The sequence below is a fragment of the Cellvibrio sp. 25HG11W-0 genome (genome assembly GCF_057815475.1).
Window position 1 is genome coordinate 2,057,871 of sequence record NZ_CM174230.1, and the last position, 26,705, is coordinate 2,084,575.

The window sequence follows — 26,705 nt, forward strand, 5'->3', positions numbered from 1 at the left end:
CCGTTTTTATGTCTGAATAGCTCCTGAACTTTTTTATCGATAACGCCGTTAACAGAAAGGATTTTTTGTATTTACGTTAAAGATTTTGCTGGTTCAGCCGCAACCTTAATTGGGGCGAGTAATAAGTGTTTGGCATCTTAATGTGACAGGAATGTTCGGTTTTTTTAAAGCCTAGCCAGCCTAGATACTTTCTTTTTAATTTAATCTGTCTGTCAATTTAATAAGGGTATGCGATGAATTCTTTCTCTGCAGTTCAAAGTTATTCCAACGTGAAAGTGCACTCTGGCGTTGAAGAGGCTTCACCGCACAGGCTGATTCAGATGTTATTCGAAGGTGCACTAGAACGTATTGCTCAAGCTAAGGGCGCTATGGCGCAGAATCAAATAGCACGAAAGGGTGAATTAATCGGTAAGGCAGTCAATATAGTGGCGGGTTTACAGGGCAGCTTAAATGATAAGGACGGGGGCGATCTGGCACTTAATCTTGATAGCTTGTACGACTATGTTATTCGCCGACTAACCCAAGCAAATTACGAAAATAAGCCCGAGTATTTGGATGAGTGTGGGCGTCTATTGGGGGATATTAAATCATCTTGGGATGCTATTGCCGCCCAAGTTTAATTCTAAGTTTTAGGAGGCGAAATACATGAGTATTAGGTTGATTGATGAGCCAGAGTATTCTGGGGTAGCGGGCATAGCCGCTATGCGCTCCTTACAGTCTGAGCTTAATCGGGCTGTTAAGGATGATGATTGGGCGAAGATTCGTCATCTGGATGCTATTTGTGTACTTCTTATTGAGCGTGTTATTGCAGCCAATCGAGATGATAAGACTACGCTCGTTCTAGCGTTGAGCGAGTTAAAGGGCGTATATGCGAATATGATTGCACAGTGTCAGCAGGCAGTTGATGCTATGGCTCATAAAGTCGTTGGGGCATGATTTTAGGTGTTCAGTTTTTAAAAACTGTTTTTTATAGCAAGACTCGCAAAAAATGCTCAGCCCTGCTAGCCTTAGGACACTATTTATCCGCCTAGGAGTTGTTTTTGTGTCTAACTATAACCCGCAAGAAGCACTGAAGCAGTACCGTCAGCTTGGCATTGAGTCGGAGGTTAATCATGCGTCACCACATCGCCTGATTCAGATGCTATTTGAGGGTGCTCTAGGCCGTTTAGCTATTGCTCAGGGTGCACTAGAGCGCGGTGATGTCGCGGTAAAAGGTGAGGCGTTGGGTAAGGCCATAGGGATAGTTTCTGGCTTACAGGCTTCACTGGATATGTCGGCAGGCGAGCTTTCAGATAATCTATCTGCCCTTTATGATTACATTAATCTTCGCTTATTAGAAGCTTCGCGCCAAAACGATAGTGAAAAAGTGGCAGAGGTTATTCAGTTGATTAAGACGCTTAAGTCTGCTTGGGATGAAATCGCTGTAGAAAAATCATGATTGTTTTACAGTGTGTACTCCATGATGAGTCACGCTCACACTAAAAATTTGACTAATATATATACTAAGATTTTTTTCTGTTTGTAATCGACAAAAACTTCCCGCCATAAATTTGACTAAGCCACTTAGCTCGACTATTACTTACACCCATAAGTCATCTCGCCGTCTTTGCTTAGGCCGCTGTTAGGGCTGAAGGTTTTAATACGAAATGGAAAGGTCTTGGGTATGTGGCATAACAATAAAGTATTGGTCATTGATGACAATCAAGAGCGTCGTCACGATCTCAAGGTTCTTCTCGATTTTCTTAACGAAACCACGCTCACCGCGGATAGCGAAAGCTGGAAAGCCGCAGTTGCGGAAGAAAATGGCGGCGAAGATTATGTTGTTATTTTTATTGGTGATATTCGCGACAGTAAGCATGATTTAAGTGCTTTGTTAAAAGAGATTCGATCTTGGAATGATGAGATTGCGGTAGTCTTGCTTAGCGAAGCACTACAACAGGAAGCGGCACAGCTTGAAGACCCTCATCGCATAATGGTGATTGCAACAATCCCCATGCCTCCCACATATAATAAACTGGTCGATACCCTGCATCGTGCTCAGCTTTACCGCGAAGCACAATCCTCTAGTAAACGTCAGCCTCAGCATCGTCCAGTGCATTTATTTCGCAGCTTAGTAGGAACAAGTCGTGAAATTCAAAATGTACGCGAAATGATGGCGCAGGTCGCCGATAAGGACGTTTCGGTATTAATTACTGGCGAGTCGGGTACCGGTAAAGAGGTAGTTGCGCGTAACTTGCACTACAACTCTCCTCGTCGCGACATGCCTTTTGTACCGGTAAATTGTGGTGCAATTCCAGCGGAGTTGCTTGAGAGCGAACTGTTCGGCCATGAAAAAGGTGCTTTTACTGGGGCGATTAATAGTCGTGCTGGTCGTTTTGAGCTAGCTGAGGGTGGCACGCTATTTTTAGATGAAATTGGCGATATGCCGCTCAATATGCAGGTTAAAATTTTGCGGGTGTTGCAAGAACGTTGTTTTGAGCGCGTAGGTAGCAATAAAACACAAGCTGTCGATGTGCGTATTATCGCCGCAACGCATCGTAATCTAGAACAAATGATTATTGATAATAGTTTTCGTGAAGATCTCTATTATCGTCTTAATGTATTTCCTATTGAGTTACCTTCACTTAAAGAGCGCTCAGAAGATATTCCTTTGTTGATGAATGAGTTAGTGGCGCGCATGGAAAGTGAGCAGCGCGGTTCAATTCGTTTTAACTCATCAGCCATTCTTTCCCTATGCCAACATGAGTGGAGCGGTAATGTTCGCGAGTTAGCAAATTTGGTAGAACGCATGGCGATCACGCATCCCTATGGTGTAATTGGGGTGCAGGATTTACCACCTAAGTATCGCCATGTAGATGTTGATGAGGATGAGTTTCTTGTTGCAGGGGAGCAAGGCGCATCAGGTGGCAATGCTAGTTATGTAAATATGAACGATACGCCGTTATTGCCCGAGCAGGGGATAGATTTACGTGAATACATTACCAATATGGAAATGAGCCTGATCCAGCAAGCACTCAATGATTGTGGCGGCGTAGTGGCGCGCGCTGCAGATAAGCTGTCTGTGCGCAGAACTACCTTGGTGGAGAAAATGCGCAAATATGATATGACGCGCTAAGCTTACCTTAGGTCATGTTATGAAAGGTGGCTAAGCCACCTTTTTTTATGTCTGTCATTGCAGCTGTTTGTCGCCAGAAGTAAGAGAAGAGGGCTTGCTTCTTAAGTTTCCAGCAGGGTTTTATTCGCGGTTTATCAAGTTGTTGTCGAGCTATTAATACTGGCCATAAAGATCAATCTATCTTCTTGGTGCTAATAGGGTAGCAGTTTTAAAATGCATAATAATCTATGGTTAATTGTATTCCTCTTATGTGGACCAGTAATTTTTGTTTCTTACGCAGATGCTGGTGTGCCGCAAAACAGTGCGGCTGAGCCTATGGTATATCGTTATTGGGATTGGGGGATGTCAGAGCGGCGCGATAATTATCAATACCAATTATTGCAAGCAGCGCTTGTTACGACTGTGGAGCAATATGGTTCCTATAAACTGGAACGGGTTAAGGTTAGTTTTAGCACCTCAAGAGCATGACGTGAGATAGGGCGGGGCAATATAATTAATGTCCATGTTGGGCCTTGGCGTCCGATGGATGAAAAGCTCCCGTTGGGCAGTGAGCCGAGCATTAGAATTGATGAGCCAATTTTTAATAATTTATTTTCTTATAGACGTCTTATTGTGCGTGTAGACAGTGCAGCACAGTTCATTGCTATTAATGAGGAGCAACAATTAAAAAATTTAGTGGCTGGGCAAGGAAAGGGCTGGGTCGATGTGAAAATTTATAAAGCAAATGGTTATAGCGTTAATGACGATGCCAATGCATCTAATTTATTTGCCATGCTGAAGGGGCAGCGATTTGATTATGTACCTGTTAGTCAGGTGGAAGTTGAAAATATTCTGAATCAGTATGGTGATCATCTTGAAGTCGCGCCTCAGCCGATAGTTTTTTTCCCTATGCCTATGGTTTACTACGTTTCAGCTAAGAAGCCGATACTAGCGGAAAGATTAAGGTTAGGTTTGGCTCGCGTTAAAATGTCTGGGCATTTGGATAGCTTATTAAATCATTATTTTTTTGATGAGTTGAGTGTGATAAAAAAGCTGGAAAAGAAACGTTTATATTATTTAACCAACCCATTCTATGAGATCCCGCAGGGCGGGATGCCCCCTCGCAAGTGATTTAATCATTGTCTGCCAATATGACTTTATTTCGACCCTGATTTTTGGCTTTATATAGAGCTAGATCTACGCGTTTGAATGCACTAGGGAAATCACTATTATTACAATCACCTACTCCAAAGCTCGCGGTGATAGTGATGTGGTTTTTGGTGTTGAATGCTATGTCATTCATGGAGATTTTAGTGCGCAGTTCTTCAGCGAGAGTTAGTGCTTCATCAGTGGTGGCTGCGGGTAATATTATTAAAAACTCTTCTCCTCCCCAGCGCCCAATAAATTCATTTTCAAGTGAATTGTTCTTGATCAATTCTGCAGTTTCTTTTAGTACTATATCGCCGACATCATGCCCATAGGTATCATTGATATTTTTGAAGTGATCAAGGTCGATAAGTATCAGCGACATCTGTGGTACCGGTTTTACCGATGGGACCCTTGAGTCTTGGGTGAGTGATGTGACTATTTGATCCAGGCCAAATCGATTAAAGAGTTCTGTCAGTGGATCAACAGTGGATAAACGACGAAACTTTGAGCTCTCTAGCTGCAGACGTTTATTGTCGTGACTCAGCGTATCAATGACCTCTAAGTCGTGTTGGTTTATTTTTTTTAGTAGATGTAGTTGATTAATTGCATAGATAAAAATGCCTGCGAGCCAAATACTAAATAGCCCAAGGTACCATTTGTCTTTTGCGATGCGCTCGCCGATGAACTCAATTTTCTCGATGGTGATGTCATGATCGCCCTCGGTCATGGGGTAGGAGAAATCAATTCCCATGCCGACCACATTGCTCAGATCTGGATGTGCATATTTACGTGGTATTTTGTAAGCTAAGAGCCACCACTCAGTAACGGTGAATTCGTTTAAATTGATCGTCACATCTTTTTCAAGGTCTACAGTGGGAAGGAATACAGCATTGTATTTAGTGCTGTTCACGTCGCCAGCCTTTGAGTAGTGCGGATTAAAGTTACGCGCAAATAAGCGTAGTTTAGGTGCTTTACCTTGGTAGTTGATCTTCATTTTTATACGCTCATAGCGTGAGAGGTCTAGGCCTTTTGTTTCTGATGTCGCTAAGGTGCGATTGAAACTACAGTAATAGTCATTGTCGACAAAACCTTGTGGGTAACTACAACGAAAGCTAAGTTTTTCTCTATCGAGCCATTGGCCTGCTGGTTCATTGTTAGAGAGTTTTGTCGAGTAAATGTTGATTTCACTATCGTTAAAGGCAGGCACTAGCACTAAGTGTTTTTCGGGTATAAAACGGTAGGAGTAGAGTGCAATTATGGTTAATAAAATGGCAAGTATTAACGCGGAGTAAGAGTTGGTAACATTTTTATTCATAGGGAGCGCCAAACATGTGATTTTATATGAATACGATTATCGCTGTGCTTTCATTCTAGTTGATTTTTTTGAAAACTTTGCCCTATAACAAAAAACCCCCATATCCTGTCGGATATGGGGGTTTTTAAGTGCTTGATAACGCGCAGTTAAACTGCTTGTTTTGGTTTGTTGCCGCGATAATTCTTATTACTACTATTCCCTGCAGGTTTGTTGCCATTGGCTTGTGAGCCATTAGCGCCGCCCTGTGACTTACCACCGGAGTTATTTCTACCTTGGGGCTTGCTGGCACCATTTTTTGGTTTGGCGCCTAACGCTGGCTTGCCTGAGCCTGAGCCAGAGCCTGATCGACCTCGACCATTGCCTGCACCCGCACCAATAGTCATGCGACGGCCTAGTACTATGGGTTCAGCGCGCACATTTGGGTCTGGCTCAAATCCAGCCAGGACTTCTTGATCGATATCGCGCTTAATCAGTTTTTCGATATCGCGCAGAAATTTAATTTCATCTACGCATACCAATGAGATAGCTTCGCCTTCGGCATCGGCGCGACCGGTACGGCCGATACGGTGAACGTAGTCTTCGGGTACATTTGGCAGCTCATAGTTAATCACGTGAGGTAATTGATCAATATCAATACCGCGCGCGGCTATATCCGTTGCTACTAATGCGCGAATCGCGCCGCGTTTGAAGTCGTCCAGTGCTTTGGTGCGTGCGCCTTGGCTCTTATTGCCGTGAATGGCTGCAGCGCTGATACCGTCATCATTAAGTTGTTCGGTTAATTTGTTGGCGCCGTGTTTGGTGCGTATAAAAATTAATACTTGTTGCCAGTCGTCTTGTTTGATTAAAAATGACAGCATTTCACGTTTGCGATTACGATCAACTGGGTGTACGCGTTGCGTTACGCGCTCAGAGGCTGTATTACGGCGCGCTACTTCTATTAAGGTGGGCTGATTAAGTAATTTGTCGGCCAGCGTTTTAATCTCATCGGAGAAAGTCGCAGAGAACAGTAGATTTTGGCGTTTCTTGGGCAGTAGTGCCAATACTTTTTTGATGTCGTGAATAAAGCCCATATCCAACATGCGGTCGGCTTCATCCAAAATGAGCACTTCTACTTCGCGCAGTGATACGGCATTTTGGTTGACCAAATCTAAGAGGCGACCTGGTGTTGCCACCAAAATATCAACACCGCCGCGCAGCTTCATCATCTGCGGATTAATGCTCACACCGCCAAATACCACGGTGGCACGCAACGGCAAGTATTTGCCATAGGTGCGCACGCTTTCAAACACTTGAGCAGCGAGTTCGCGGGTGGGCGTTAGGATGAGGGCGCGCACGGGGCGACGTCCTTGTGCTTGTATTGGGTTGGCGCTCAACTTTTCCAATAAAGGTAAGGTGAAGCCTGCAGTTTTACCGGTACCGGTTTGCGCGCCAGCGAGAATATCGCCGCCTTGGAGTACCGCGGGAATCGCTTTTAATTGAATGGGTGTAGGCGAGGTATAACCTTCATCGGCAATAGCACGCAGAATATCAGCTCGCAAGCCGAGAGTTTCGAAAGACATAGTTTTTTCCTGTGCTCGGCCTCCCGCTATGCGGGCAAGGTCTGGCGAGCGAAAGAAGACGCGTTGTAATTGAAAGTGCCAGTGGCGACTAAGAAGTAATTACAACGGCTTGGTGAGAGGCGACACTGACCTTAAGGGTGTCGGGCGCGCATAGTACAGTTTATAAGCGCCCAGAGCTAGATAAATATATGAGACCTTGCGCCTTAATTGGGTGAGAGCATGCATAAAACGGAAATATCCCTTCAATAACTCCCTTGTGAACTGGTTTTTAGTTATGCGTTTTGCACGACCTTCAAGTTATTTTTGTTGTTTTAAATTTAACCCTCTATTTGCCAATTGTTTGACTTCTATTCCTGTTTTGATTTTATGTCATTGATTTGTATGTTAAAAATTAATTGGCATTGTGTTTGCTATTACCCCTGTATGACGTTCAAAAGTGTTGAGTTGTTGACGTTTGCAGTCAGTGGTTCAACAAAAACAGAAAACTGGGGTTTTTATGGCGCAAGCAATTTCAGGTCTTACCAATATTAAAGAAGCAGCCGAGACCAAAGAAGTAGTTGAGGTTGACAATAATCTCAGCCCATTATTGCCTAAGGCTGAACATCTTCCCCTTAAGGGAGCCGAGGTGTTGCGTTTAAACGCTAAGTCTGGAAATCCCCGTTTATCAGTTTCCTCATTTCAACAAATGCCACAACAGCTGGCCGATTCCTATCGCTTTTTAGAAAACCGCTTGGCGGAGCTAAATGATGAGTTGCATAGCTTGGGTGATCAGCGACTGCAGGAGTTGGCGGAAAAAGAAAAGCTCGCTAATCGCCTTGAAAGTCTCCTGAATTTTTTGCCCGGTGGTGTGGTGGTGCTTGATTCTAGTGGTTGCATCTCTGAATCCAACCCTGCTGCTAGGGATTTACTGGGTGAACCGCTCGTCGGTGAGTTATGGCGCGATGTAATTCAGCGCGCCTTTTCTCCGCGCCAAGATGATGGCCATGAGGTGTCTTTAAAAGATGGTCGCCGCATCAGCATACAAACCCGCAATTTGGGCGCCGATGGTCAAATTATTCTTTTAACCGATCAAACCGAAACGCGTCGTTTGCAGGGTGAGCTTAGTCGTCATGAGCGCCTTTCTGCACTGGGCAAAATGATGGGCACACTTGCGCATCAAATCCGCACACCTCTATCTGCAGCCATCTTGTATGCCGGCCATTTGTGCAGTGGCACCTTGAATGAAACGCGACGCCAAGAGTTTTCCGAAAAAACTTTAGGACGGCTTAATAATATTGAACGTCAAATTCAAGACATGTTGTTCTACGTTAAGGGCGAATTACCGCTGAATGATGTGATCAGTGTGGCGGAGTTGCAGAGCGATCTGGCCGAGGCGATGGAGGTGCCCTTGATGACCAGTGGATCGCGCTGTCAGTGGGTAGTGAATTGTCGCGAACAATATATTCAATGTAATCGTGAGGCGCTCACTGGCGCCATTTTAAATTTAGTGAATAACGCGATTCAGGCGGCGGAACGCAAAGCCAGCTTGCGTTTGGAGTTGAATTTTTTTCAACCTGCAGCAGGCGATGCGCCAGCGACTGGGCTCGCACCGCAACTATGGATTCGCGTATGTGATAAGGGGCCGGGTATAGCGCCTGACATTCTTAATAGCGTCGGCGATCTTTTTGTGACCACTAAGGCGCAAGGAACCGGTATTGGTTTGAGTGTGGTACAGGCGGTTGCGCGCGCGCATCACGGTAAATTTTTATTGCAGTCAACACTTGGCCAGGGCACCTGCGCCAGTATTTTGATGCCTTTTGCACAAGTTTAAATACTAGGGGAAATACCATGGCTCTCGCCTTACAGACCACCGAATTTGATGATGCCTTAAGAGTACTCGTGGTTGAGGATGACAACAATCTACGCGAGGCATTGACCGATACCTTGAAGCTTGCCGATTACGGTGTGATAGCGGTGGATAGCGGTGAAGAGGCCTTGCGTCAGCTCGCGCTGGTAAGTGATATTCGCATGATAGTGTCGGATGTGAACATGGGTGGCATTAGTGGCCATGAGCTTTTGAGCGCGGTAAAAGAACAGTATCCACAAATACCCATGATGCTGATTACCGCCTATGCCAGCATCAGTGAGTCAGTTGACGCCATGAAGCAGGGCGCAGTGGATTATTTAGTGAAACCTTTTGCACCTACAACCTTGGTGGAGGCGGTTGCGCGTCATCTTGGTGTTGCGCAAATTGCAGGTGATGAGCCTGTGGCTCATGCAGCATCAAGCTGTCAGCTATTAAGATTGGCGCAGCGTGTAGCGCAGTCGGACTCTACCGTACTTATTGTGGGGGAATCGGGCACCGGTAAAGAAGTATTGGCGCGCTATATTCACGATCACTCGCCGCGGCGCAATCAGCCTTTTATTGCGATTAACTGCGCGGCTATTCCTGAAAATATGTTGGAGGCTATGTTGTTCGGTCATGAGAAAGGCGCTTATACCGGTGCGCATACCAGCAGCCCAGGTAAATTTGAGCAGGCCAATGGCGGTACTCTATTGCTCGACGAAATATCGGAAATGGATATTGGTCTGCAGGCAAAGTTGCTGCGTGTATTACAAGAGCGAGAAGTTGAGCGTTTGGGTGGCCGTAAAACCATAAAATTAAATGTCCGTGTTATAGCAACATCTAACCGCGATATGCGCGGTGAAGTTGTGGGTGGGAAATTCCGCGAGGATTTGTATTATCGTTTAAGTGTATTGCCGCTACAGTGGGCGCCGCTGCGCGATCGCATTGAAGATATTATTCCGCTGGCAGAAAAGCTGCTGCAGAAACATGCTCACAAGCAAAATCGACGCGGCGTAACCTTGTCGCCATCAGCGCAACAATTATTGATGTCTTATCCCTGGCCGGGCAATGTACGCGAGCTGGATAATATTATGCAGCGCGCCTTAATTTTGCAGATGGGTAAAACCATTCAGGCAGAAGATTTGGGCCTGAATGACAACGATAGCTATAGCCAGAGTCCTTCTGGTTACAGCCAAAAGCCCAATTTATTCCAAGCCGCTCAGGCTGTGCAGCCCTCCGCATATTCGGGCTCCCAAACCGTATCGCATCAGGTAGCAGGTTCTCATGCCGGTCATACTAATTCAGTGTTAGGTAACCAGCCTTATGCGGTGCAACCCTTTTCGGTGAGTGGCATTAATACAGAAAACATAGCGTTGGTAAGTAATACGCCTGTGCAGCACTCCTCGCTTAATAATCCAGCCTTAGGGAATGACTTAAAGCAGCGCGAATATGAAATTATTATGAATACCCTGCATATAGAGCGCGGCAGCCGCAAGAATACGGCTGAGCGTTTAGGGATTAGTGCGCGTACCTTGCGTTATAAAATTGCGCGTTTGCGTGAAGAAGGTTACGAAATTACTGAATAGTCTGTTGCTTCATGTGTGGTGTTAGGGCACATTTAGAAGGGATTTCTATATGATTCTTTAAAAGGAACTGGCGCGAAATGGTATTTTTTCTAGTATTGGGTATTGTCACTTTCGTAGTGACGGTTGTTTTCCTCAAAATGCGGGCAACTGCGCGGGTTAAATATATTAGGAGCTACGTATTTCCCAATATGCTGGCGCGCAAGGTGCGCGAAAAATACCCTCATTTAACCGATGCACATATGGCACAGGTGGCGAGAGGGTTGCGGCAGTATTTTTTGTTGTGTCATAACGCTAATAAAAGTTTTGTATCCATGCCTTCCCAGGCTGCAGATGAGCTCTGGCACGAATTTATTTTACATACGCGCAGCTATCAATATTTTTGCAAGAAAGCCTTTGGTCGTTTTATCCATCATGTGCCAGCAGAGGCTATGAGGGGTAAGAGCGCGGTGCAAGATGGCATTAAGCGCGCGTGGCGTCTAGCCTGCGTGGGTGAAAACATCAATCCTAAACAGCCTAATCGATTACCTTTTATATTCGCCTTGGATGCACTTTTAAACATGCCGAATGGTTTTCACTATAGTCTAGATTGTCGCGCTGAGAATGCGCCAGGTAACAGCCATTGTGCCGGAGATATTGGTTGCGGGGGCGGGTCATCGGGTAGCGATAGTAGCGATAGCGGCACTTCAGGCTGCAGTAGCGGTTGTGGCGGTGGTGATTAGTGGTCGGAATTTAGTATGAGGATAGAAGTAATTGATCCCTCTACAGTGCGCTAAGGGATTCTACTTTTATCTTGGATATGCCGCCGCGTTTTAATCCCGCTCTTGGTGCTTCTGTAACGCTCTTAGTTGCAATGCTGCCACTAAGAGCGCGTTAATAATTAGGACACAAACTCAAACTCGTATTCACTCAATTCCCTCTTTAATCTTTTCTCTTCCAATTTTAATTCAAGCTTGCGGCGACACTCCATGTTGCGACGCATTTTTTGCGATTTAGTTTTAGATGTAACCATGCCAGCAATAAACGTTGCCATTGCACTTTCAAAAATATCCAGCTCGCTCACCATATTCATTTTGCGCATGAAAATCTCCTGATGGTTTAGAAACTACGCTGATAATAATGGGTGTAAATGACAGCATTGTGACTATTTTTAGCGGCGCGGATTATTTTTATCACCTCATAAGGGCGGCTTTTGGCAAGCACTTGCCATGCGGCAATTATTGGCCTGCTTTGTGCAATATCTCTGCTAAAGACGAAATAAGACCTGAGTCTGCCAATATTTTGTCGCCTTTATTAGTTTGTCAGATGGGAATTTAATCATGACCGACCGAGTTGATATTAGCCGCCTGTTAAATGATATGCGTTCGATGAAGGCGCAAACGCAAGCGTTTCAACGCCCGCAAGGTTTGGTGCCGCGCGAATTGACCGGCGTTAATCAAAATGGGTTGAAAGTTGAGGGAACGACAAAGGCCCCGAGCTTTGGCGATCTAATGACCCAAGCGGTGAGCAAGGTGAACGAAGTGCAAAAAACATCGAGCAATATGGCCGATGCCTATGAGCGCGGTGTGGCGGGTGTCGATATTACCGATGTAATGATCGCCTCGCAAAAATCATCCGTGGCTTTTCAGGCAACAGTACAGGTGCGTAATAAGCTGATAGATGCCTATCGCGATATTATGAATATGCCTATTTAACCGTTCACTCGTGCAGTATCAATAACAATTGATTCGATAATTTTAAGGTTTAGGTTATGGCCACAGCAGCAGCGACAGATTCAGAACAACTGCCGGAAAAGACTAAGCCAGGCGGTGATTTTTTAGAAGGTTTAAGCAGCCTTACGCTATTGCGCCAAATTGGGTTAATGATCACCTTGGCGGCGAGTGTGGCAATAGGCGTTGCCATTGTCATGTGGATGCAGGGTGATGATTATCGGCCGCTTTATGGTCGCATGGATAATTTAGATGCGGGCAACGTAATCGATGTGCTCGAGCAAAACCGTATTAAATTTAAAATGGATACTAACAGCGGCGCCATTTTGGTGGCGGCGGAAGATATTCACATGGCGCGCTTAAAGTTAGCGGAGATTGGTTTGCCGAATGACCCTATTCAGGGGTTTGAACTGATGGATAAAGAGCAGCCATTGGGAACAAGTCAATTTGTAGAAAATACCCGCTATCAGCGCAGTATTGAAGGCGAGTTGGCGCGTACCATTACCAGTATTACCAGTATTCGCAGTGCACGCGTGCATTTGGCTATTCCGAAAAAAACCGTGTTTGTGCGCGATGTCGCTAAACCTACGGCTTCAGTATTTGTGGAAGTGTTTGCAGGGCGTCGCGTTGAGCCCGCGCAAGTGAAGGCCATTATGAATTTGGTGGCATCTTCCGTGCCCGACATGAACGTGGCAGATGTAACCCTTGTGGATCAGCAGGGCAATTTACTCTCTACAGGTGAAGATAATATTGAGTTGCTGTTAGCGACAAAGCAGCATCAATACTCTAAGGAAGTTGAGGACAGTGTGGTTTCGCGCATTAACGGCATTCTCCTACCGGTTTTGGGTAGCGGAAAGTTTAAAGCTGAGGTTAGTGCCGATATAGATTTTACGGCGGTGGAGCAAGCCGCGGAGACCTTCAACCCTGATTTACCTGCCATTCGCTCCGAGCAAACCTTAAATGAATCGCGCTCTGCAGGTGATGCCGCCGAGGGTATTCCGGGTGCATTGACCAATCAGCCACCGGGCACTGCGCAGGCGCCGGAGCAGATCGATCCTGCCACAGGGCAGCCCGTAGCTGCTAAACCAGCTAAGAATAATCGTGAACAGGCTACGCGTAACTACGAGTTAGATCGCACCGTGAGCTATACCAAACACCAGCAGGGCACGTTAAAGCGTTTGACGGTAGCGGTAGTGGTGGATGACAAGTTAGTGCGAAATGCAGAAGGTGTTGAAAGTCTTGTGCCATGGAGTGAGGGCGAATTGGAACGGTTGTCTATACTGGTACGCGATGCGGTAGGTTTTAGTGCTGTGCGCGGCGATAGCGTCAATGTATTGAATTCGGCGTTTAGCGTGCGCGACGACAGTAATCTGGTGATTGAGGATGCGCCTTGGTGGCGGGAGTGGGTCATTCCTAATATCAAGTACATCGCCAGTGTGTTGGTGATTCTCGCCATAGTGTTTGGGCTCTTGCGGCCTATGTTTAAAAGTCTTTCGCGCACCGGTGGTGGTATCGCAGAGGAAGAAGAGGCGCGCCAGTTGGCAGCCCTAGAAGCGGCGTCAGGTTTGGATGGAATATCGGATGAGACCGTGACCTTGAGTGGTGGCAGTTCGCTGCTGCTGTCGGGCCCACAGGGTTATGAAGAGCAAATTAATGCAATCAAGGGCTTAATAGCCGACGATCCTGGCCGTGTGGCCCAGGTGGTGAAAAAGTGGATAAATCGCGATGACTGATGGCAATAAAAGTCCTGAAAAAGCTAAAACTAAACTGGCCTATGTAGATCAGGCGGCGATTTTATTGATGTCGCTGGGTGAACAAGATGCCGCTGAAATTCTTAAGCACATGGGGCCTAAAGAGGTGCAGCGTATAGGCGCTGCCATGACTCAGCTGCAAAATGTGCAGCAAGCAGACGTGCAGCTGGTTATGAGTAACTTTTTAGAAGAGGTGGGAACGCTCACCGGCTTGGGTGTTGGGGCAGATAACTATATTCGCAAAATGCTTGTGACTGCTTTGGGTGAAGACAAAGCCAATGGTTTGATTGATCGTATTCTGCTGGGGGGGAACACCACTGGGTTGGATACCTTGAAGTGGATGGATGCGCGCTCGGTAGCCGATATCATCCGTAACGAACACCCGCAAATTCAGGCTATTGTTATCGCCTATCTAGACGCAGATCAGTCTGCTGAAATCATGTCGTTTTTCCCTGAAAAAGTGCGTCTGGATATTATGATGCGTGTAGCCTCACTCGACACAGTTCAGCCCAGTGCTTTGCAAGAACTGAACGATATTCTGGAAAAACAATTCTCGGGTAATGGCGCATCGCAAACGAAAGCCATGGGTGGTTATAAAGTGGCGGCGGAGATTATGAATAATCTCGATGGTTCTATTGAAGCCGATTTGATGGATGGGATTAAAGAACTGGATGAGGATATGGGTAATCAGATCCAAGACTTAATGTTCGTATTCGACAACCTCAAAGAGGTGGAGGATCGTGGTATTCAAGCGCTGTTGCGCGAAGTGTCTTCGGATGTGTTGGTGGTTGCGCTCAAGGGTGCTGAAACGGAATTGCAGGAAAAAATATTCAAAAATATGTCAAAGCGTGCTGCAGAATTGTTGCGCGACGATTTGGAGACCAAGCCACCTATGCGTTTGGCCGATGTAGAAGCAGCACAAAAAGAAATTCTCATTACTGCACGCCGCATGGCCGATGCGGGAGAAATTATGCTAGGTGGCAGTGGCGATCAAATGGTCTAGTGATCATTTTTAAAGTAGGTCGCAATTTACCTAATACCTTAGCGCCTGTGAGATGAGTCATTTATGACGGATAAAACATTGCTCAACCGTATTCCTGGTGAAACGGTCGACACCTTTACCACTTGGGCTCTGCCGCCGATTGATGATAATGGGCGCACGCTCTCTTCTGCAGAAAAAGAGGCTAAGGAGCGCCGCGACCTTCTGCTTAAGCGCAAAAGTGAAACGATCGAAACCATCGATATTCCCGAGTCGCCCACTAACTCTGGCATGACTGCACAAGAAATGCAGGCTATTTTTGATGAGGCGCAAGAGAATGGTTTTGAGCAAGGGCACACAGAGGGATTTAAAGAAGGATTGGCAAAAGGTAGTGCCGAGGGTTATGAGGCAGGCAAGCAACAAGCCTTAATGGAGTTGCGTCCTAAAATGGTTGCGGAGCAGCAGCGCTTTCAAAAGTTGGCGCAACAGTTACTTAATCCCTTGGCTGAACAGGAAGATGATATTGAGCAGATGCTGCTGGATGCAATCTGCAGTTTGACCCAGAGCGTTGTGCAGCGCGAATTGATGACGGATTCTTCGCATATTCTGTCGTTAGTGAAAGATGCCGTGGAGGCTTTGCCAATAGGTGCAAAAAATCTGCGTATTAGTCTAAATCCTGATGATTTAGCAGCGGTAGAAACCTATGCGGAAGAGCAGCAGCTCGATTGGAAGTTTATGGGTAGCGAAACACTGCAGCCTGGCGGTTGCATCATCGAAACACCAGAGAGCCGAGTAGACTTCTCAGTGTCTAAGCGCTTGGAACAGGTGCTGGCGCAGTTCCTGACCAAACAGCTTGGTGGAGATCTCGATGATCAGACTGAGGTTGAGTCATCGGATCATGAACCAGAGTCGCCGATAAAATCCGCTACCACCAACGCAGCAGATGATTTGTCGCCAGTAGAGCACTCGATAGCGTCACCAATAGAATCGCCAACAGAGTCATCAACAGAGTCATCAACAGAGTCATCAACAGAGTCATCAACAGAGCAAACGGGTGAGCAGGTGTCGTCAAACGAGCCTAGTCGCAACACCTAATCCACGAATTAATGGCGACGATTGTGCGGTCGCCCATCTGCCGGATTCACTCTATGTCAGAGTACAACTCTCTAAGTGCACGCATGCGCAGTTATCTTCCTCGTACTCAAGCTCAGGTTGAGCCGCAGGCGGAAGGGCGCATAACCCGTTCCGTCGGCCTGACGCTTGAGGCTGTTGGTTTGAAAGTATCCGTAGGGAGCCAATGCGAAGTTATTAATAGCGATAATCGACGTATTGAGGCCGAAGTTGTGGGCTTTGCGGGCGACAAGGTTTTCTTAATGCCCATTAAACGTGTAGAAGGTTTAAAGCCCGGCGCGCGGGTTGTGCCTGTTGCTAGTCAAATGGGCATGCGTATTGGTCCACAACTATTAGGGCGTGTCGTCAATGGTATAGGCCAACCGCTTGATGGAAAGGGGCCGCTGCTTGGTGACGAGTTCCTCGATTTTAATCCCAGTGAAATAAATCCCTTGCAGCGCCACCCCATTCACGAACCCCTTGATGTGGGGGTGCGCGCTATTAATGCCCTAATTACCGTCGGCCGTGGACAGCGTTTAGGTCTATTTGCGGGGAGTGGTGTTGGTAAGAGTGTGCTCATGGGCATGATGACCAAATTCACCACGGCCGATATCGTAGTCGTAGGGCTTATTGGTGAACGAGGTCGGGAAGTAAAAGAATTTATCGATCATATTTTAGGTGAAGAGGGTCTGCGGCGCGCGGTAGTGGTGGCGTCGCCCGCCGATGATGCGCCTTTGATGCGCTTGCGCGCTTCACAGTTGGCAAGTCGAATTGCCGAGTATTATCGCGATCAGGGTAAGAATGTTTTATTGCTCATGGATTCATTAACGCGTTTTGCACAAGCTCAAAGGGAGATCGCCCTGGCAATTGGCGAACCGCCGGCGACTAAAGGGTACCCGCCCTCGGTCTTTGCCAAGATTCCACAATTGGTTGAGCGAGCGGGTAATGCAGCAGAGGGCGAGGGCTCCATCACGGCATTTTATACTGTGCTGACGGAGGGGGATGACCTCCAGGATCCCATAGCCGATTCTGCTCGTGCAATTCTGGATGGTCATGTGGTGCTGTCGCGCAAGCTGGCTGAAGAGGGGGTTTACCCCGCAATAGATGTAGAGGCGTCCATCAGCCGTGCTATGCAGAATATCGTAGACGACGAACAGCTGAAATTAATGCAGCGCTTTAAACAGATGCTAGCGCGCTATCAACAAAATCGCGACTTGATTGCCATAGGGGCATATACCCGCGGGGCCGACCCTGAAACGGATATAGCGATTGAGCGATTTCCCCATTTGCGCAATTTTATTCAGCAGGGGATTAAACAAGCAGTACACATGCCTGAGTCGCTCGCTAATCTTCGGGTATTACTGAAACCACCCGCCAATACCAAGGGCAATAGCCCTTTGGCTGCGCAACATCGTAACAAGACCTAATCGCACCGAAACGTAGAGGTTAAGCCATGGCGGAATCGCGTGCGCAACGAATGAAAATTGTACTTTTGGTGGCCAAGCGTCATGAAGATGAGGTGGCGCAGCGGCTAGGGGGGCTTAATGAGCAGCTGTCCGTTGAGTCTGCACAACTGCAAGCGTTAGAAGAGTACCAAGAGCAATATTTACAGGCGCAAGGTGCGGTGCGAGCAGGGGTGCGCGTTGATGAACTCATTAACTACACTAATTTTATTGGTCGCTTAGGCGAAGCCTGCCGCGACCAAAGCACCAAAATTGAGCGCTTACAGCGACAGCTGGGGATGGCGCAACAAGAGTGGCGAGAGAAACATCACAAGCGTAAAAATCTAGAGGACTTAATTGCTCGCTTGGAACGTGACGAAACGGTGCAAATCGACAGGCGCCTACAGAAAGAGTTGGATGAATTAAGTGCGCAGCAATTACTACGCAATCAGCAGGAATAAACGGAATTGCTAAGAAGTTGTTTACATCTCTGGGGGGAGGATTGCGTTTATGGCGGTTCATTGCTCTTTTTTGAGTAAACTTCAATGCCATATGACGACAGCTATAGTCCTTTTTAATTATTATCAGCTATCCTTAGAATGTCTTTGTAAATGCGGTAAACTGCGTCGGTGCGCTGCACTCGCGCTATACTGCAGGTTTACTTAGGTGGCCTTATTTGTTCTGGGCCCTTAATGAGAATAATGGCTGCTCTTGCTAGCTGCGTGAAAGATGAATGCGCTTTAGTAAGGAGTAGTGTAACTCTGGGAATTTTCAGAAGTAATTTTGATGAGGTAAGACATGGCGATCACGTCAACAGTTTCTCCTGACGGCAATCAAGTCACTATATATATCCAAGGTCGCTTCGACTTTAGCTCTCACCAAGAATTTCGCGGTGCCTATGAAAAGCTGACGATTGCACCTTCTGTTTTCAAAGTGGATTTACAGGGTACGTCATATTTAGATAGCTCGGCGCTCGGCATGCTGTTGCTATTGCGCGATTATGCTGGGGGTGAAAAATCTAATATTCAAATTGTTAATTGCACGCCTGATGTAAAAAAAATCCTTTTAATTTCCAATTTTGAACAGTTGTTCGATATCCAGTAATCGATAGTGTGTTGGTTAGTTGCTCGGCAGACTGTATGGAAGCGAAGATATGAATGATAGTCGTCAGTTAAAAGTGCTCGTGGCCGATGATACCGATACTGATCGACTGATATTGGAAACCATAGTGCGTAAGGAAGGCCACAACGTCATTGTGGCGCGCAATGGTGTTGAAGCGGTAGCTGCTTTCGCTGCGGAAAAGCCTGATATTGTTCTACTTGATGCGCTAATGCCTGAGCTTGATGGATTTGGCGCAGCACGCCAAATCAAAGCTCTTGCGGGTGATCACCTCATTCCCATAATTTTCTTGACCTCGCTATCAGATACTGAATCGTTGGTGAAATGTCTTGATGCGGGTGGCGATGACTTTTTATCCAAGCCCTATAATCGGGTTATTTTGCAAGCCAAGATAAAATCCTTTAATCGTATGCGTGAAATGCACAGCACTATGCTGGCGCAGCGCGATCAAATCGTTCAATACAATAATCATCTATTGCAAGAGCAAACTGTTGCTAAACATGTGTTTGATAATGTGGCGCACAGCGGCTGTTTAAATGCGAATAATGTCCGTTATTTCCTCTCATCACTCGCCGTTTTTAATGGTGATGTGATGGTTGCCGCCATGCGGCCATCGGGCAGTATGATGGTGTTATTAGGTGATTTTACTGGGCATGGATTACCCGCAGCCATAGGTGCTATGCCGTTGGCATCAACCTTTTATGGCATGGTACCGAAAGGTTTCTCCATGACGGATGTTTTACGGGAAATAAACTCAAAGCTTAAAAATATTCTACCGGTTGGTATTTTCTGTTGCGCCACTATTTTTGATATTAACTTCCGCAAGAAACGTTTAAAGATTTGGAATGGGGGCTTGCCGGATTGTTTTTTATATCACCATAAGGATGCGCGGACGACACCCATAAAATCTACCCATTTACCTTTGGGGGTGCTTTCAAGTCGCGCATTTAAAGATGATTGTGAATATTTTGATTTAGAACTTCAGGATCGATTGTATCTTTGGTCAGATGGTATTCATGAGGCCCGTAACACTAATGGTGATATGTTTGGTGAAGAACGTTTAAAAGATGTATTTGATAAAAATAAAAATCCAGAAACTCTATTTGATGAAGTAATTGACGGTGTACAGCAGTTTATCGGTACGGGAGAAAAAGATGATGACTTATCGCTCCTAGAAATCCGCATGGTAGAGCCTGAAGATGTGAATAGTTTTTGTAAGGATGCTGTGCGGTTATATGGTGATGCGAAAATAGAGTGGGAAATGAGTTTTGAGGTAAAGCCTACTAGTTTTAAAATATTTGACCCGCTCTCTACCTTGCTCAATGTGTTGATGGAAGTGCCGAGCTTGCGCGGTTTTAGCAGCACGCTCTACACTATTTTGGCTGAGCTTTATACCAATGCCCTAGATCATGGTGTGCTTAAGTTAGACTCGGTGCTAAAGAGCACGCCAGCAGGCTTCTCCGAGTATTATCTGCAACGCGAGCAGCGAATCAATGAAGTCACAGAGGGTTTTGTACGGATCTATATTACCCATATGGCGCATGTTGATGGAGGTACATTAAAAGTACGCATTGAAGATAGTGGTGACGGTTTTGATTATACTCGTGATACGGCGGGCGGCCTTACGAGCTATGGGTATAGCGGGCGAGGAATAGCCTTGGTTGAAAAGTTGTGCAGCTCCGTTAAATACCATGGCTGCGGAAATATTGCAGAAGTTGAATTCTCTTGGGTTAATGACGATTAGTGTAAGTGTTTCTTCAGTTGTTGATACAGTTGTAAGTGAAAATGCCGCCAAAATTATATGTGTACACAACATGTACTTATGAGAATGAATCTAATGGATCATTTGGATTACGACGCAATAAATACTTTAAAAGATGTCATGGAGGATGACTTTTCTCTTTTGATTGATACATTCGTCGCTGACTCTCAAGAGCGAATAGAAAAGCTGAATGCCATCATAGACAGTAATGATAGTGATGCGATTCGACGTGGCGCCCATAGTTTTAAAGGAAGTTGTAGCAATATAGGTGCTGTGCTGCTTACCAAGCTTTGTGCTGAGCTTGAAGCTAAAGCGCTTGCTGGAAATTTGCAGGGGTTAAATGTGCATGTGGGCTTAATTCAACAGGAATTCACTCATGTACGTAGCCTGCTACTGGTCTTGGTAGACTGAATAATACTATCGGCCCACGGGCTTGCCTTTTAGTTTTGGTAAATTATTAGTTGTTAGCCAGCTTGTTCTAGTGGTATTAAATTCCCCCCGCAGGCGCGACGTCTACTTGAAATACTTTTATTAAAATAACGTCGTTTTTGTACATTGTATCTTTGCCAAACCACGCTAATTTACCTTAAGAATATGATTAATATCTAGGCAAGATCAGTGGCCGAGGTCTTAGTTGTATCGCACTCGTTTCTTTTGTATTCCCTCGTGAATTTAGCTTACTACTTAATTTACACCCTCTTGGCATTTCATTTGCAAATAACATCCTGAACCTTTCTATTGATTGTCCGAACGGCAAACCTTTGCCGTATGTCGGAACAGGAGTTGAATTCATGCAGAATGCCAATTTGGTAAATTCCTTACTCGGCGTCACCGCACCTCAAGTACCGGCTAATAAAGTGAGTACACCTAAATCGAATATTGATAACTCCTTACAGTTTCAAACAGCTATGGAGCAGCAGCGGTTAAATGTTGCCGCAAAAACCGCTGCTGCGTCTAAGGCGAGAATTGATTCTTCGCGGGCTCAGCTGGCCGTAAATGATGCTAAGGCTGATGAACGGCAAAGCATGCAGACAAAAGCACAGCGTAGCCAGCCTACAGAAGCAGCCACTCCAGGTAGAAAACATGTAAAGCCTGAGCCTGTAGCACAGGATCGGGAGGCGGTTACTCAGCAGGTATCGCAAACAAAACCGGATTCGCGCACTGCAGAGCAAGAGACAGAGACAGAGACAGCGAGCGAGCAGGACCTTAGTAATGAACAAGATGACGGCTCAGCAGTTGTCAGTACTCTTGGGGCTGAGTTGCGCAGAGAGGATATGATAAAAGAGGGCGACAGCAGTTTTTCTTATCTCTCACTGAATACTGAGCTTGATATCTCATCCGAGTCTGAGGTTATTGTGCAAAACGATTCCATTTATCCCTCTATAGGCCTGAGTGTATTTACGGATACTAACAGTCTTGATGCCAAGGATTTGTTAGGTGAAGGTGAACATGACGAGATAGGGTCCTCAGTGGGGGTTTTGGCCTCTGCGCAAATATCATTGAGTAATAGTGAGGCTGTGGATGATACAGCAGACACAGTATCGATTGATTCTATGGGGGTCAGTGATCTTTCGTCGGCAACTGCGCAGAGCTTTATAGCGTCCGTGTTGCAAGGCGAGCAAAAAACAAATGTTCCATTTGCAGGTGTGGATGAAAGATTTGCAAAGGGCGGGGCGTCTAATCTGGGTTTGGCGGCATCTGCTACCTTAAATCTGGAATCTGATGGCCTAGACGGTCTAGGTGATGATGCTCTTGTAGGCGATGGCGACGTTGAATTGGACACAAGTTTGCCTAATCCCAAATCAATGGTAAGTACTAAGGCTGCATTCAACACCCTGCTCGAGCGCCAAACTCTAGAGGGTGGCAAGTTGTTGGCGAGTGACTCGCTTCAGGATAATTCATCACCTAGGGTGGCGGGGCTTGCTGCATTTACAGAAATGACAAGCGCATTGGCGCCTAGCGCTCGATCGTTCGTAGCCCAAGCTGCTATAGCAACCAATATTGCTCAGCCACAATGGGGGCAGGCGGTAAGTGACAAGGTGTTGTGGATGGCGGCTCAAAATATAAGCTCTGCTGAAATTCGTTTAGATCCTCCCGAATTGGGCCCTATGCAGGTCAAGGTGACAGTGCATCAAGATCAGGTCAATGTAAACTTTACTAGCCCGCATGCGCAGGTTCGAGATGCCTTGGATGCACAACTTAATCGCCTGCGCGATATGTTTGCCGAGCAAGGTATGAATCAAGTAAATGTTGATGTGTCCGATAAATCGTTTGCTCGGCAGGAGCAGGAGTCGCGTCAGGATGCTAAAGGTCAGAGAAATGGAGCTCTCGATGAGGATGATCATCTAGAGGGCGATGTTAATGTGCAGCCGTTGAGTTTGCGCTTAGTCGATCATTACGCCTAAATCAGTTGGTTCCTACTTTCATGTGATATATCAGCATAGTTCATATTTATCATTAGGTAGCCAGAGCCCTCTTCGTGTGGGCTTGTGGTTGTCACTCATATCTTCGTCGTTTTGAGTGTTTCCTCTGCTTTTTTGTTTCTTTCTAATCCCTTGTTTTCTCTGGTAATTCCCTCGCAAACCTAGAATCCGCTGCTAAGCTTCATTTGGTGATACTGGCATAGGTATTGCTCCATTCCTATTGGCGATTAAAAGTGACGGAGTTTTGACATGGCGGCAAGTCCCCCAAAGGCAGAAGCAGCGGCCGGTTCAGGCGGCAAGAAAAAATTAATCATGATGGTTGGAATTGGCGTCGCGCTCGTTGCCATATCTATAGGCGGCACTGTAGCCGCTCTAAAAATATTGGCACCAGCAAGCCCAGCAGGTGATCATCCAGCAGAGGCAGTTGCTGAAGTAAAGGCAGCGCCTGCAATTTATTTAGAGTTGGCGCCAAATTTTATGATTAATTTTAGTGTTGATGGGCGGCAGCGATTTTTACAGGCCGCAATCACATTACTTTATCGCGATCCTGCATTAGAACCGTTCATTAAGTTGCATATGCCTGCTATTCGCAATGGCTTGGTGATGATGTTGAGCAACAAAGATTTTGATGATTTGCAATCGCAAGAAGGTAAGGATGCTATGCGTGTTGAGGCATTGGAAATAGTGCAATCGATTGTGAGTAAAGAGTTAGATATATTGGCAAAAAAACCAGAGGCTAGTGAAGCTTTACCTAAAGGTAAAATAGAGCAGGTCTTGTTTACCAACTTTGTCATGCAATAAAGGACACTCGCTGTGCAAGATTTACTGTCCCAAGACGAAATTGATGCGCTCCTGCATGGCGTTGACGACGGTGATATAGACACCGATGCGGACGCGGAACCCGGCTCCGTCAGAAGCTATGACCTTACCAGTCAGGATCGAATCGTACGTGGGCGTATGCCCACGCTGGAAATGATTAATGAACGCTTTGCGCGTTATACACGCATCAGTATGTTTAATTTACTACGCCGTACCGCGGATGTATCAGTCGGTGGTATTCAAATACAAAAATTTGGCGAATATGTTCACACGCTCTATGTTCCAACCAGTTTAAATATGGTGAAATTTCGCCCTTTGCGCGGTACGGCGTTGATTATTTTAGACGCGCGCCTAGTATTTAAATTAGTTGATAATTTTTTTGGTGGTGATGGTCGTCACGCAAAAATTGAAGGGCGTGAGTTTACACCTACGGAATTGCGTGTAGTGCAGATGGTATTGAATCAAGTTTTTATAGATCTTACCGAAGCATGGAAAGCAGTATTCCCCATTAATTTTGAATATGTTCACTCTGAAGTAAATCCATCACTGGCTAATATTGTAAGCCCTAGTGAAGTAGTGGTGGTGAGCACCTTCCATATAGAGTTGGATGGCGGCGGTGGCGAAATGCACATAACCGTGCCTTATTCTATGGTGGAGCCAATACGTGAGGTGTTGGATGCTGGATTACAAAGCGATAGTGATGAGCACGATGATCGTTGGGTTAAGGCGCTGCGTGAAGATGTGCTGTCGGCAAAGGTGGATTTAGAGTGCGATATAGTGCGGCGTGATATTACCTTGCGCGATATCGTTGAATTAAAAGCTGGCGATATAATTCCAATTGAGTTTCCAGATTATCATGTGTTGACCGCAAATGGTGTCCCTATGTTTAGAACCCAAGTAGGACAGCATAATGGCAATTTGGCATTAAAAGTCCGCGAATTTATTGATCGTAGCAATGCCTACAATATAACTGGAACAAAGGGTGATAAAAATGGCAGATGATGATGTTGATCAGGATTCAATGGCGGATGATTGGGCTGCCGCTATGGCAGAGCAGGGTGACGTTGAGGAAGAAGCTGAAAGTGCTGTGACTTTTGATGAATTAAAAAGTGAAGTAACGGCGAACAACGGCAATCCCGATCTAGATGTTATTTTGGATATTCCGGTTTCTATCTCCATGGAAGTGGGACGTACCTCCATTACTATTCGCAACTTATTACAATTGAATCAGGGATCAGTTATTGAGTTGGATCGCCTTGCGGGCGAACCGCTTGATGTTCTGGTAAATGGAACTCTGATAGCCCACGGCGAAGTGGTGGTAGTTAACGAAAAATTTGGCATCCGCATGACCGATGTAATTAGCCCTGCAGAGCGTATTAAAAAGCTGCGCTAAATGCGCAGCAATATCTGCTTACTATGGGGTTTAAAAGCAACCTAATCGATAAAAAAGTATGCACATAAATTTTGATACGAAATAATAATATATATAGGCGTATAAATTGTGGGTCGGCGTTGGAGCGCTTTTATGTGTGTGAATAGTTTGAAAATATCAACTAATTTTTTGTATTTAAAGCTGCCGTTCCGTGCGCTGCTGTTGTTCGTTCTTTATGGTCTGGTGACTAGCGTCTCCGTGGCACAAGCTGCGCAAAGCAACGATTTTCCTGCATCGGAGTCGGTAGACACTGTTTTAGCGGTTACTTCACCTTCTCGTGAGTTAAATAGTCAAGCGGAAGTCAGTCCTCCCACTACCAATACATCGTCACTCGCTGCAACATCTAGAACCTTCGCGCCAAAAAGCACTCCCTCAATTGGGAGTGGACGTCACCTAATGAATGTAACACTTGGTTTAGCTGCCATAGTTGCGCTGATATTTTCATTGTCTTGGTTGGTGAAACGTTTTAGCCAGGGTGCCTTTTCTGGCAATCAACATTTAAAAATTATTGCCAGTTTACCCCTTGGGACGCGTGAGCGGCTGTTATTGATTGATGCGGCAGGCGAGTCAATTTTATTGGGTGTAACTGCAACCAGTATTACTAATTTACATCATTTTCAAACGCCCGTATCTGCTATGCAACGCAGCGAACTAGGTGGGCATAAAAATTCAGATTTTAGTCAGAAATTGATGGAACTTATGCGACAAAAACCATCCGCTGCTGATAAAACGGCGAATGACTCTAATGCCGCGACCTAGGATGTGACATGAAGGTTTCCTTTTCTTTAATTAGTGTGGTGACTCGCTGTATTCTGCTTTCACTCTTGTTCCTAACCTGCATTGTGAATGCACAGACAACTACACCTCCTGTGGCTGATCCCCAGTCAGTAAACAAGTTGCCCTTGGCGCAAACAGGTAATTTGGGGTTAGGTTCATTGCCTGCTATTCCTGGCCTACCGGCGCTTACGGTACAGACGAATAAAGATGGTTCGCAAGAGTACACGGTAACTCTGCAGATTCTCGCTATCATGACGGCGCTGACATTTTTGCCTGCACTCTTGATGATGATGACGTCTTTTACTCGCATTATTATTGTCTTTTCTATCTTGCGGCAGGCGCTAGGCCTGCAGCAGTCGCCGTCAAATCAAATTTTAATTGGATTGGCGCTCTTTTTAACCTTATTTATTATGCAGCCAGTGTTAGATAAGGTAAATCAAGACGCGCTCCAACCTTATATTAATCAGCAAATTTCAGCACAGGATGCGCTTGCAAAAACAGCAGCGCCATTTCACACTTTTATGTTGGCGCAAACGCGAGAATCCGATATTTCCTTGTTTGTGGGTATTGCAAAGCACCCGCCAATCGCAACACCAGAGGACACGCCGTTTAATATTCTGGTGCCCGCATTCATTATCAGTGAATTAAAAACAGCCTTTCAGATTGGGTTTATTATTTTTATCCCCTTTTTGGTAATTGATATTGTAGTGTCTAGTGTGCTTATGGCGATGGGGATGATGATGCTTTCACCCCTCATTATCTCTTTGCCTTTTAAGATTATGTTGTTTGTCTTGGTGGATGGTTGGGCAATGATCGTGGGCACATTGGCCGCTAGTTACGGCATTTAACGGGCAGTG

27 protein-coding genes are annotated in these 26,705 nt (G+C 45.9%); 24 read left to right on the top strand and 3 right to left on the bottom strand.

What is annotated here, in order from left to right; all coding sequences use genetic code 11:
* The first annotated feature begins 233 nt into the window (after window positions 1–233).
* The 6 genes from fliS (AC0KUT_RS08510) to AC0KUT_RS08535 all read left to right on the top strand — a co-directional run bounded on the left by fliS (AC0KUT_RS08510) (window position 234) and on the right by AC0KUT_RS08535 (window position 4,225).
* Entirely contained in the window at window positions 234–620 is a 387-nt protein-coding gene (gene fliS / locus AC0KUT_RS08510; protein WP_488835093.1) for a flagellar export chaperone FliS, read from the top strand.
* A gap of 25 nt (window positions 621–645) precedes the next feature.
* Window positions 646–936 (top strand): hypothetical protein, encoded by a 291-nt coding sequence (locus AC0KUT_RS08515; protein WP_488835095.1) that lies wholly within the window; start codon window positions 646–648, stop codon window positions 934–936.
* 106 nt (window positions 937–1,042) lie between these two features.
* Window positions 1,043–1,438 carry a flagellar export chaperone FliS gene (gene fliS, locus AC0KUT_RS08520; RefSeq protein ID WP_488835096.1) on the top strand — a complete coding sequence of 132 codons (396 nt, stop codon included), beginning with the start codon at window positions 1,043–1,045 and terminating at the stop codon, window positions 1,436–1,438.
* Window positions 1,439–1,663: 225 nt separating this feature from the next.
* Window positions 1,664–3,115 carry a sigma-54-dependent transcriptional regulator gene (locus AC0KUT_RS08525; RefSeq protein WP_488835098.1) on the top strand — a complete coding sequence of 484 codons (1,452 nt, stop codon included), beginning with the start codon at window positions 1,664–1,666 and terminating at the stop codon, window positions 3,113–3,115.
* A gap of 213 nt (window positions 3,116–3,328) precedes the next feature.
* Window positions 3,329–3,583, top strand: coding sequence for a hypothetical protein (locus tag AC0KUT_RS08530; RefSeq protein WP_488835099.1), 255 nt, complete (start codon window positions 3,329–3,331; stop codon window positions 3,581–3,583).
* Window positions 3,584–3,637: 54 nt separating this feature from the next.
* Window positions 3,638–4,225, top strand: a complete 588-nt coding sequence (locus AC0KUT_RS08535; protein WP_488835100.1) for a hypothetical protein — start codon at window positions 3,638–3,640, stop codon at window positions 4,223–4,225.
* Between the two features lies 1 nt (window position 4,226).
* On the opposite strand, the gene AC0KUT_RS08540 is transcribed toward AC0KUT_RS08535, so the two are convergent.
* Entirely contained in the window at window positions 4,227–5,558 is a 1,332-nt protein-coding gene (locus AC0KUT_RS08540; protein ID WP_488835101.1) for a GGDEF domain-containing protein, read from the bottom strand.
* 146 nt (window positions 5,559–5,704) lie between these two features.
* Window positions 5,705–7,117, bottom strand: a complete 1,413-nt coding sequence (gene rhlE / locus AC0KUT_RS08545) for an ATP-dependent RNA helicase RhlE (RefSeq protein ID WP_488835103.1) — start codon at window positions 7,115–7,117, stop codon at window positions 5,705–5,707.
* Between the two features lie 496 nt (window positions 7,118–7,613).
* Between rhlE and AC0KUT_RS08550 the strand changes: the two genes are divergently transcribed.
* The 3 genes from AC0KUT_RS08550 (at window position 7,614) to AC0KUT_RS08560 (ending at window position 11,247) form a co-directional block, all read left to right on the top strand.
* On the top strand, window positions 7,614–8,927 hold the full coding sequence (locus AC0KUT_RS08550) for a sensor histidine kinase (RefSeq protein ID WP_488835104.1): 1,314 nt from the start codon (window positions 7,614–7,616) through the stop codon (window positions 8,925–8,927).
* Between the two features lie 17 nt (window positions 8,928–8,944).
* On the top strand, window positions 8,945–10,528 hold the full coding sequence (locus AC0KUT_RS08555) for a sigma-54-dependent transcriptional regulator (protein ID WP_488835106.1): 1,584 nt from the start codon (window positions 8,945–8,947) through the stop codon (window positions 10,526–10,528).
* A gap of 77 nt (window positions 10,529–10,605) precedes the next feature.
* The gene (locus AC0KUT_RS08560; RefSeq protein WP_488835107.1) at window positions 10,606–11,247 is read left to right on the top strand and encodes a glycine-rich domain-containing protein; all 642 of its coding nucleotides are present in this window, start codon (window positions 10,606–10,608) and stop codon (window positions 11,245–11,247) included.
* A gap of 158 nt (window positions 11,248–11,405) precedes the next feature.
* Here the strand turns inward: AC0KUT_RS08560 and AC0KUT_RS08565 are convergent, their stop codons facing one another.
* Entirely contained in the window at window positions 11,406–11,606 is a 201-nt protein-coding gene (locus AC0KUT_RS08565; RefSeq protein ID WP_488835109.1) for a PA3496 family putative envelope integrity protein, read from the bottom strand.
* Window positions 11,607–11,844: 238 nt separating this feature from the next.
* Between AC0KUT_RS08565 and fliE the strand changes: the two genes are divergently transcribed.
* The 15 genes from fliE to fliP all read left to right on the top strand — a co-directional run bounded on the left by fliE (window position 11,845) and on the right by fliP (window position 26,696).
* The gene (gene fliE / locus AC0KUT_RS08570) at window positions 11,845–12,219 is read left to right on the top strand and encodes a flagellar hook-basal body complex protein FliE (protein WP_488835111.1); all 375 of its coding nucleotides are present in this window, start codon (window positions 11,845–11,847) and stop codon (window positions 12,217–12,219) included.
* A 56-nt stretch (window positions 12,220–12,275) separates the two neighbouring features.
* Window positions 12,276–13,967, top strand: coding sequence for a flagellar basal-body MS-ring/collar protein FliF (gene fliF / locus AC0KUT_RS08575; RefSeq protein ID WP_488835113.1), 1,692 nt, complete (start codon window positions 12,276–12,278; stop codon window positions 13,965–13,967).
* Window positions 13,960–14,988, top strand: coding sequence for a flagellar motor switch protein FliG (fliG, locus tag AC0KUT_RS08580; protein WP_488835115.1), 1,029 nt, complete (start codon window positions 13,960–13,962; stop codon window positions 14,986–14,988). Before fliF ends, fliG begins: the two co-directional genes overlap by 8 nt.
* A gap of 63 nt (window positions 14,989–15,051) precedes the next feature.
* Window positions 15,052–16,059, top strand: a complete 1,008-nt coding sequence (locus AC0KUT_RS08585) for a flagellar assembly protein FliH (RefSeq protein WP_488835116.1) — start codon at window positions 15,052–15,054, stop codon at window positions 16,057–16,059.
* An 83-nt stretch (window positions 16,060–16,142) separates the two neighbouring features.
* Entirely contained in the window at window positions 16,143–17,501 is a 1,359-nt protein-coding gene (gene fliI / locus AC0KUT_RS08590; RefSeq protein ID WP_488835684.1) for a flagellar protein export ATPase FliI, read from the top strand.
* Window positions 17,502–17,527: 26 nt separating this feature from the next.
* Window positions 17,528–17,977 carry a flagellar export protein FliJ gene (fliJ, locus tag AC0KUT_RS08595; RefSeq protein WP_488835118.1) on the top strand — a complete coding sequence of 150 codons (450 nt, stop codon included), beginning with the start codon at window positions 17,528–17,530 and terminating at the stop codon, window positions 17,975–17,977.
* A 337-nt stretch (window positions 17,978–18,314) separates the two neighbouring features.
* The gene (locus AC0KUT_RS08600) at window positions 18,315–18,620 is read left to right on the top strand and encodes an STAS domain-containing protein (protein WP_488835120.1); all 306 of its coding nucleotides are present in this window, start codon (window positions 18,315–18,317) and stop codon (window positions 18,618–18,620) included.
* A gap of 49 nt (window positions 18,621–18,669) precedes the next feature.
* Window positions 18,670–20,379, top strand: a complete 1,710-nt coding sequence (locus tag AC0KUT_RS08605) for an ATP-binding SpoIIE family protein phosphatase (RefSeq protein WP_488835123.1) — start codon at window positions 18,670–18,672, stop codon at window positions 20,377–20,379.
* Window positions 20,380–20,457: 78 nt separating this feature from the next.
* Window positions 20,458–20,808, top strand: coding sequence for an Hpt domain-containing protein (locus AC0KUT_RS08610; protein ID WP_488835125.1), 351 nt, complete (start codon window positions 20,458–20,460; stop codon window positions 20,806–20,808).
* A gap of 380 nt (window positions 20,809–21,188) precedes the next feature.
* Window positions 21,189–22,802 (top strand): flagellar hook-length control protein FliK, encoded by a 1,614-nt coding sequence (locus AC0KUT_RS08615; RefSeq protein ID WP_488835126.1) that lies wholly within the window; start codon window positions 21,189–21,191, stop codon window positions 22,800–22,802.
* A 267-nt stretch (window positions 22,803–23,069) separates the two neighbouring features.
* A complete protein-coding gene (locus tag AC0KUT_RS08620; protein WP_488835128.1) occupies window positions 23,070–23,621 on the top strand; it encodes a flagellar basal body-associated FliL family protein in 552 nt (183 codons plus the stop codon).
* 12 nt (window positions 23,622–23,633) lie between these two features.
* Complete coding sequence (gene fliM, locus AC0KUT_RS08625) at window positions 23,634–24,641, top strand: flagellar motor switch protein FliM (RefSeq protein WP_488835130.1); 1,008 nt, start codon at window positions 23,634–23,636, stop codon at window positions 24,639–24,641.
* A complete protein-coding gene (gene fliN, locus AC0KUT_RS08630) occupies window positions 24,631–25,032 on the top strand; it encodes a flagellar motor switch protein FliN (protein ID WP_488835132.1) in 402 nt (133 codons plus the stop codon). Before fliM ends, fliN begins: the two co-directional genes overlap by 11 nt.
* 138 nt (window positions 25,033–25,170) lie before the next feature.
* Window positions 25,171–25,830 (top strand): flagellar biosynthetic protein FliO, encoded by a 660-nt coding sequence (gene fliO / locus AC0KUT_RS08635; RefSeq protein WP_488835134.1) that lies wholly within the window; start codon window positions 25,171–25,173, stop codon window positions 25,828–25,830.
* 8 nt (window positions 25,831–25,838) lie between these two features.
* Entirely contained in the window at window positions 25,839–26,696 is an 858-nt protein-coding gene (gene fliP, locus AC0KUT_RS08640; protein WP_488835136.1) for a flagellar type III secretion system pore protein FliP, read from the top strand.
* Window positions 26,697–26,705: the final 9 nt, after the last annotated feature.

Coding starts and splice junctions, on each gene's coding strand:
- fliS (WP_488835093.1), top strand. CDS start 234: ATGAATTCTTTCTCTGCAGTTCAAAGTTATTCCAACGTGAAAGTGCAC.
- AC0KUT_RS08515 (WP_488835095.1), top strand. CDS start 646: ATGAGTATTAGGTTGATTGATGAGCCAGAGTATTCTGGGGTAGCGGGC.
- AC0KUT_RS08525 (WP_488835098.1), top strand. CDS start 1,664: ATGTGGCATAACAATAAAGTATTGGTCATTGATGACAATCAAGAGCGT.
- AC0KUT_RS08530 (WP_488835099.1), top strand. CDS start 3,329: ATGCATAATAATCTATGGTTAATTGTATTCCTCTTATGTGGACCAGTA.
- AC0KUT_RS08535 (WP_488835100.1), top strand. CDS start 3,638: ATGGATGAAAAGCTCCCGTTGGGCAGTGAGCCGAGCATTAGAATTGAT.
- AC0KUT_RS08540 (WP_488835101.1), bottom strand. CDS start 5,558: ATGAATAAAAATGTTACCAACTCTTACTCCGCGTTAATACTTGCCATT.
- rhlE (WP_488835103.1), bottom strand. CDS start 7,117: ATGTCTTTCGAAACTCTCGGCTTGCGAGCTGATATTCTGCGTGCTATT.
- AC0KUT_RS08550 (WP_488835104.1), top strand. CDS start 7,614: ATGGCGCAAGCAATTTCAGGTCTTACCAATATTAAAGAAGCAGCCGAG.
- AC0KUT_RS08555 (WP_488835106.1), top strand. CDS start 8,945: ATGGCTCTCGCCTTACAGACCACCGAATTTGATGATGCCTTAAGAGTA.
- AC0KUT_RS08560 (WP_488835107.1), top strand. CDS start 10,606: ATGGTATTTTTTCTAGTATTGGGTATTGTCACTTTCGTAGTGACGGTT.
- AC0KUT_RS08565 (WP_488835109.1), bottom strand. CDS start 11,606: ATGCGCAAAATGAATATGGTGAGCGAGCTGGATATTTTTGAAAGTGCA.
- fliE (WP_488835111.1), top strand. CDS start 11,845: ATGACCGACCGAGTTGATATTAGCCGCCTGTTAAATGATATGCGTTCG.
- fliF (WP_488835113.1), top strand. CDS start 12,276: ATGGCCACAGCAGCAGCGACAGATTCAGAACAACTGCCGGAAAAGACT.
- fliG (WP_488835115.1), top strand. CDS start 13,960: ATGACTGATGGCAATAAAAGTCCTGAAAAAGCTAAAACTAAACTGGCC.
- AC0KUT_RS08585 (WP_488835116.1), top strand. CDS start 15,052: ATGACGGATAAAACATTGCTCAACCGTATTCCTGGTGAAACGGTCGAC.
- fliI (WP_488835684.1), top strand. CDS start 16,143: ATGCGCAGTTATCTTCCTCGTACTCAAGCTCAGGTTGAGCCGCAGGCG.
- fliJ (WP_488835118.1), top strand. CDS start 17,528: ATGGCGGAATCGCGTGCGCAACGAATGAAAATTGTACTTTTGGTGGCC.
- AC0KUT_RS08600 (WP_488835120.1), top strand. CDS start 18,315: ATGGCGATCACGTCAACAGTTTCTCCTGACGGCAATCAAGTCACTATA.
- AC0KUT_RS08605 (WP_488835123.1), top strand. CDS start 18,670: ATGAATGATAGTCGTCAGTTAAAAGTGCTCGTGGCCGATGATACCGAT.
- AC0KUT_RS08610 (WP_488835125.1), top strand. CDS start 20,458: ATGAGAATGAATCTAATGGATCATTTGGATTACGACGCAATAAATACT.
- AC0KUT_RS08615 (WP_488835126.1), top strand. CDS start 21,189: ATGCAGAATGCCAATTTGGTAAATTCCTTACTCGGCGTCACCGCACCT.
- AC0KUT_RS08620 (WP_488835128.1), top strand. CDS start 23,070: ATGGCGGCAAGTCCCCCAAAGGCAGAAGCAGCGGCCGGTTCAGGCGGC.
- fliN (WP_488835132.1), top strand. CDS start 24,631: ATGGCAGATGATGATGTTGATCAGGATTCAATGGCGGATGATTGGGCT.
- fliP (WP_488835136.1), top strand. CDS start 25,839: ATGAAGGTTTCCTTTTCTTTAATTAGTGTGGTGACTCGCTGTATTCTG.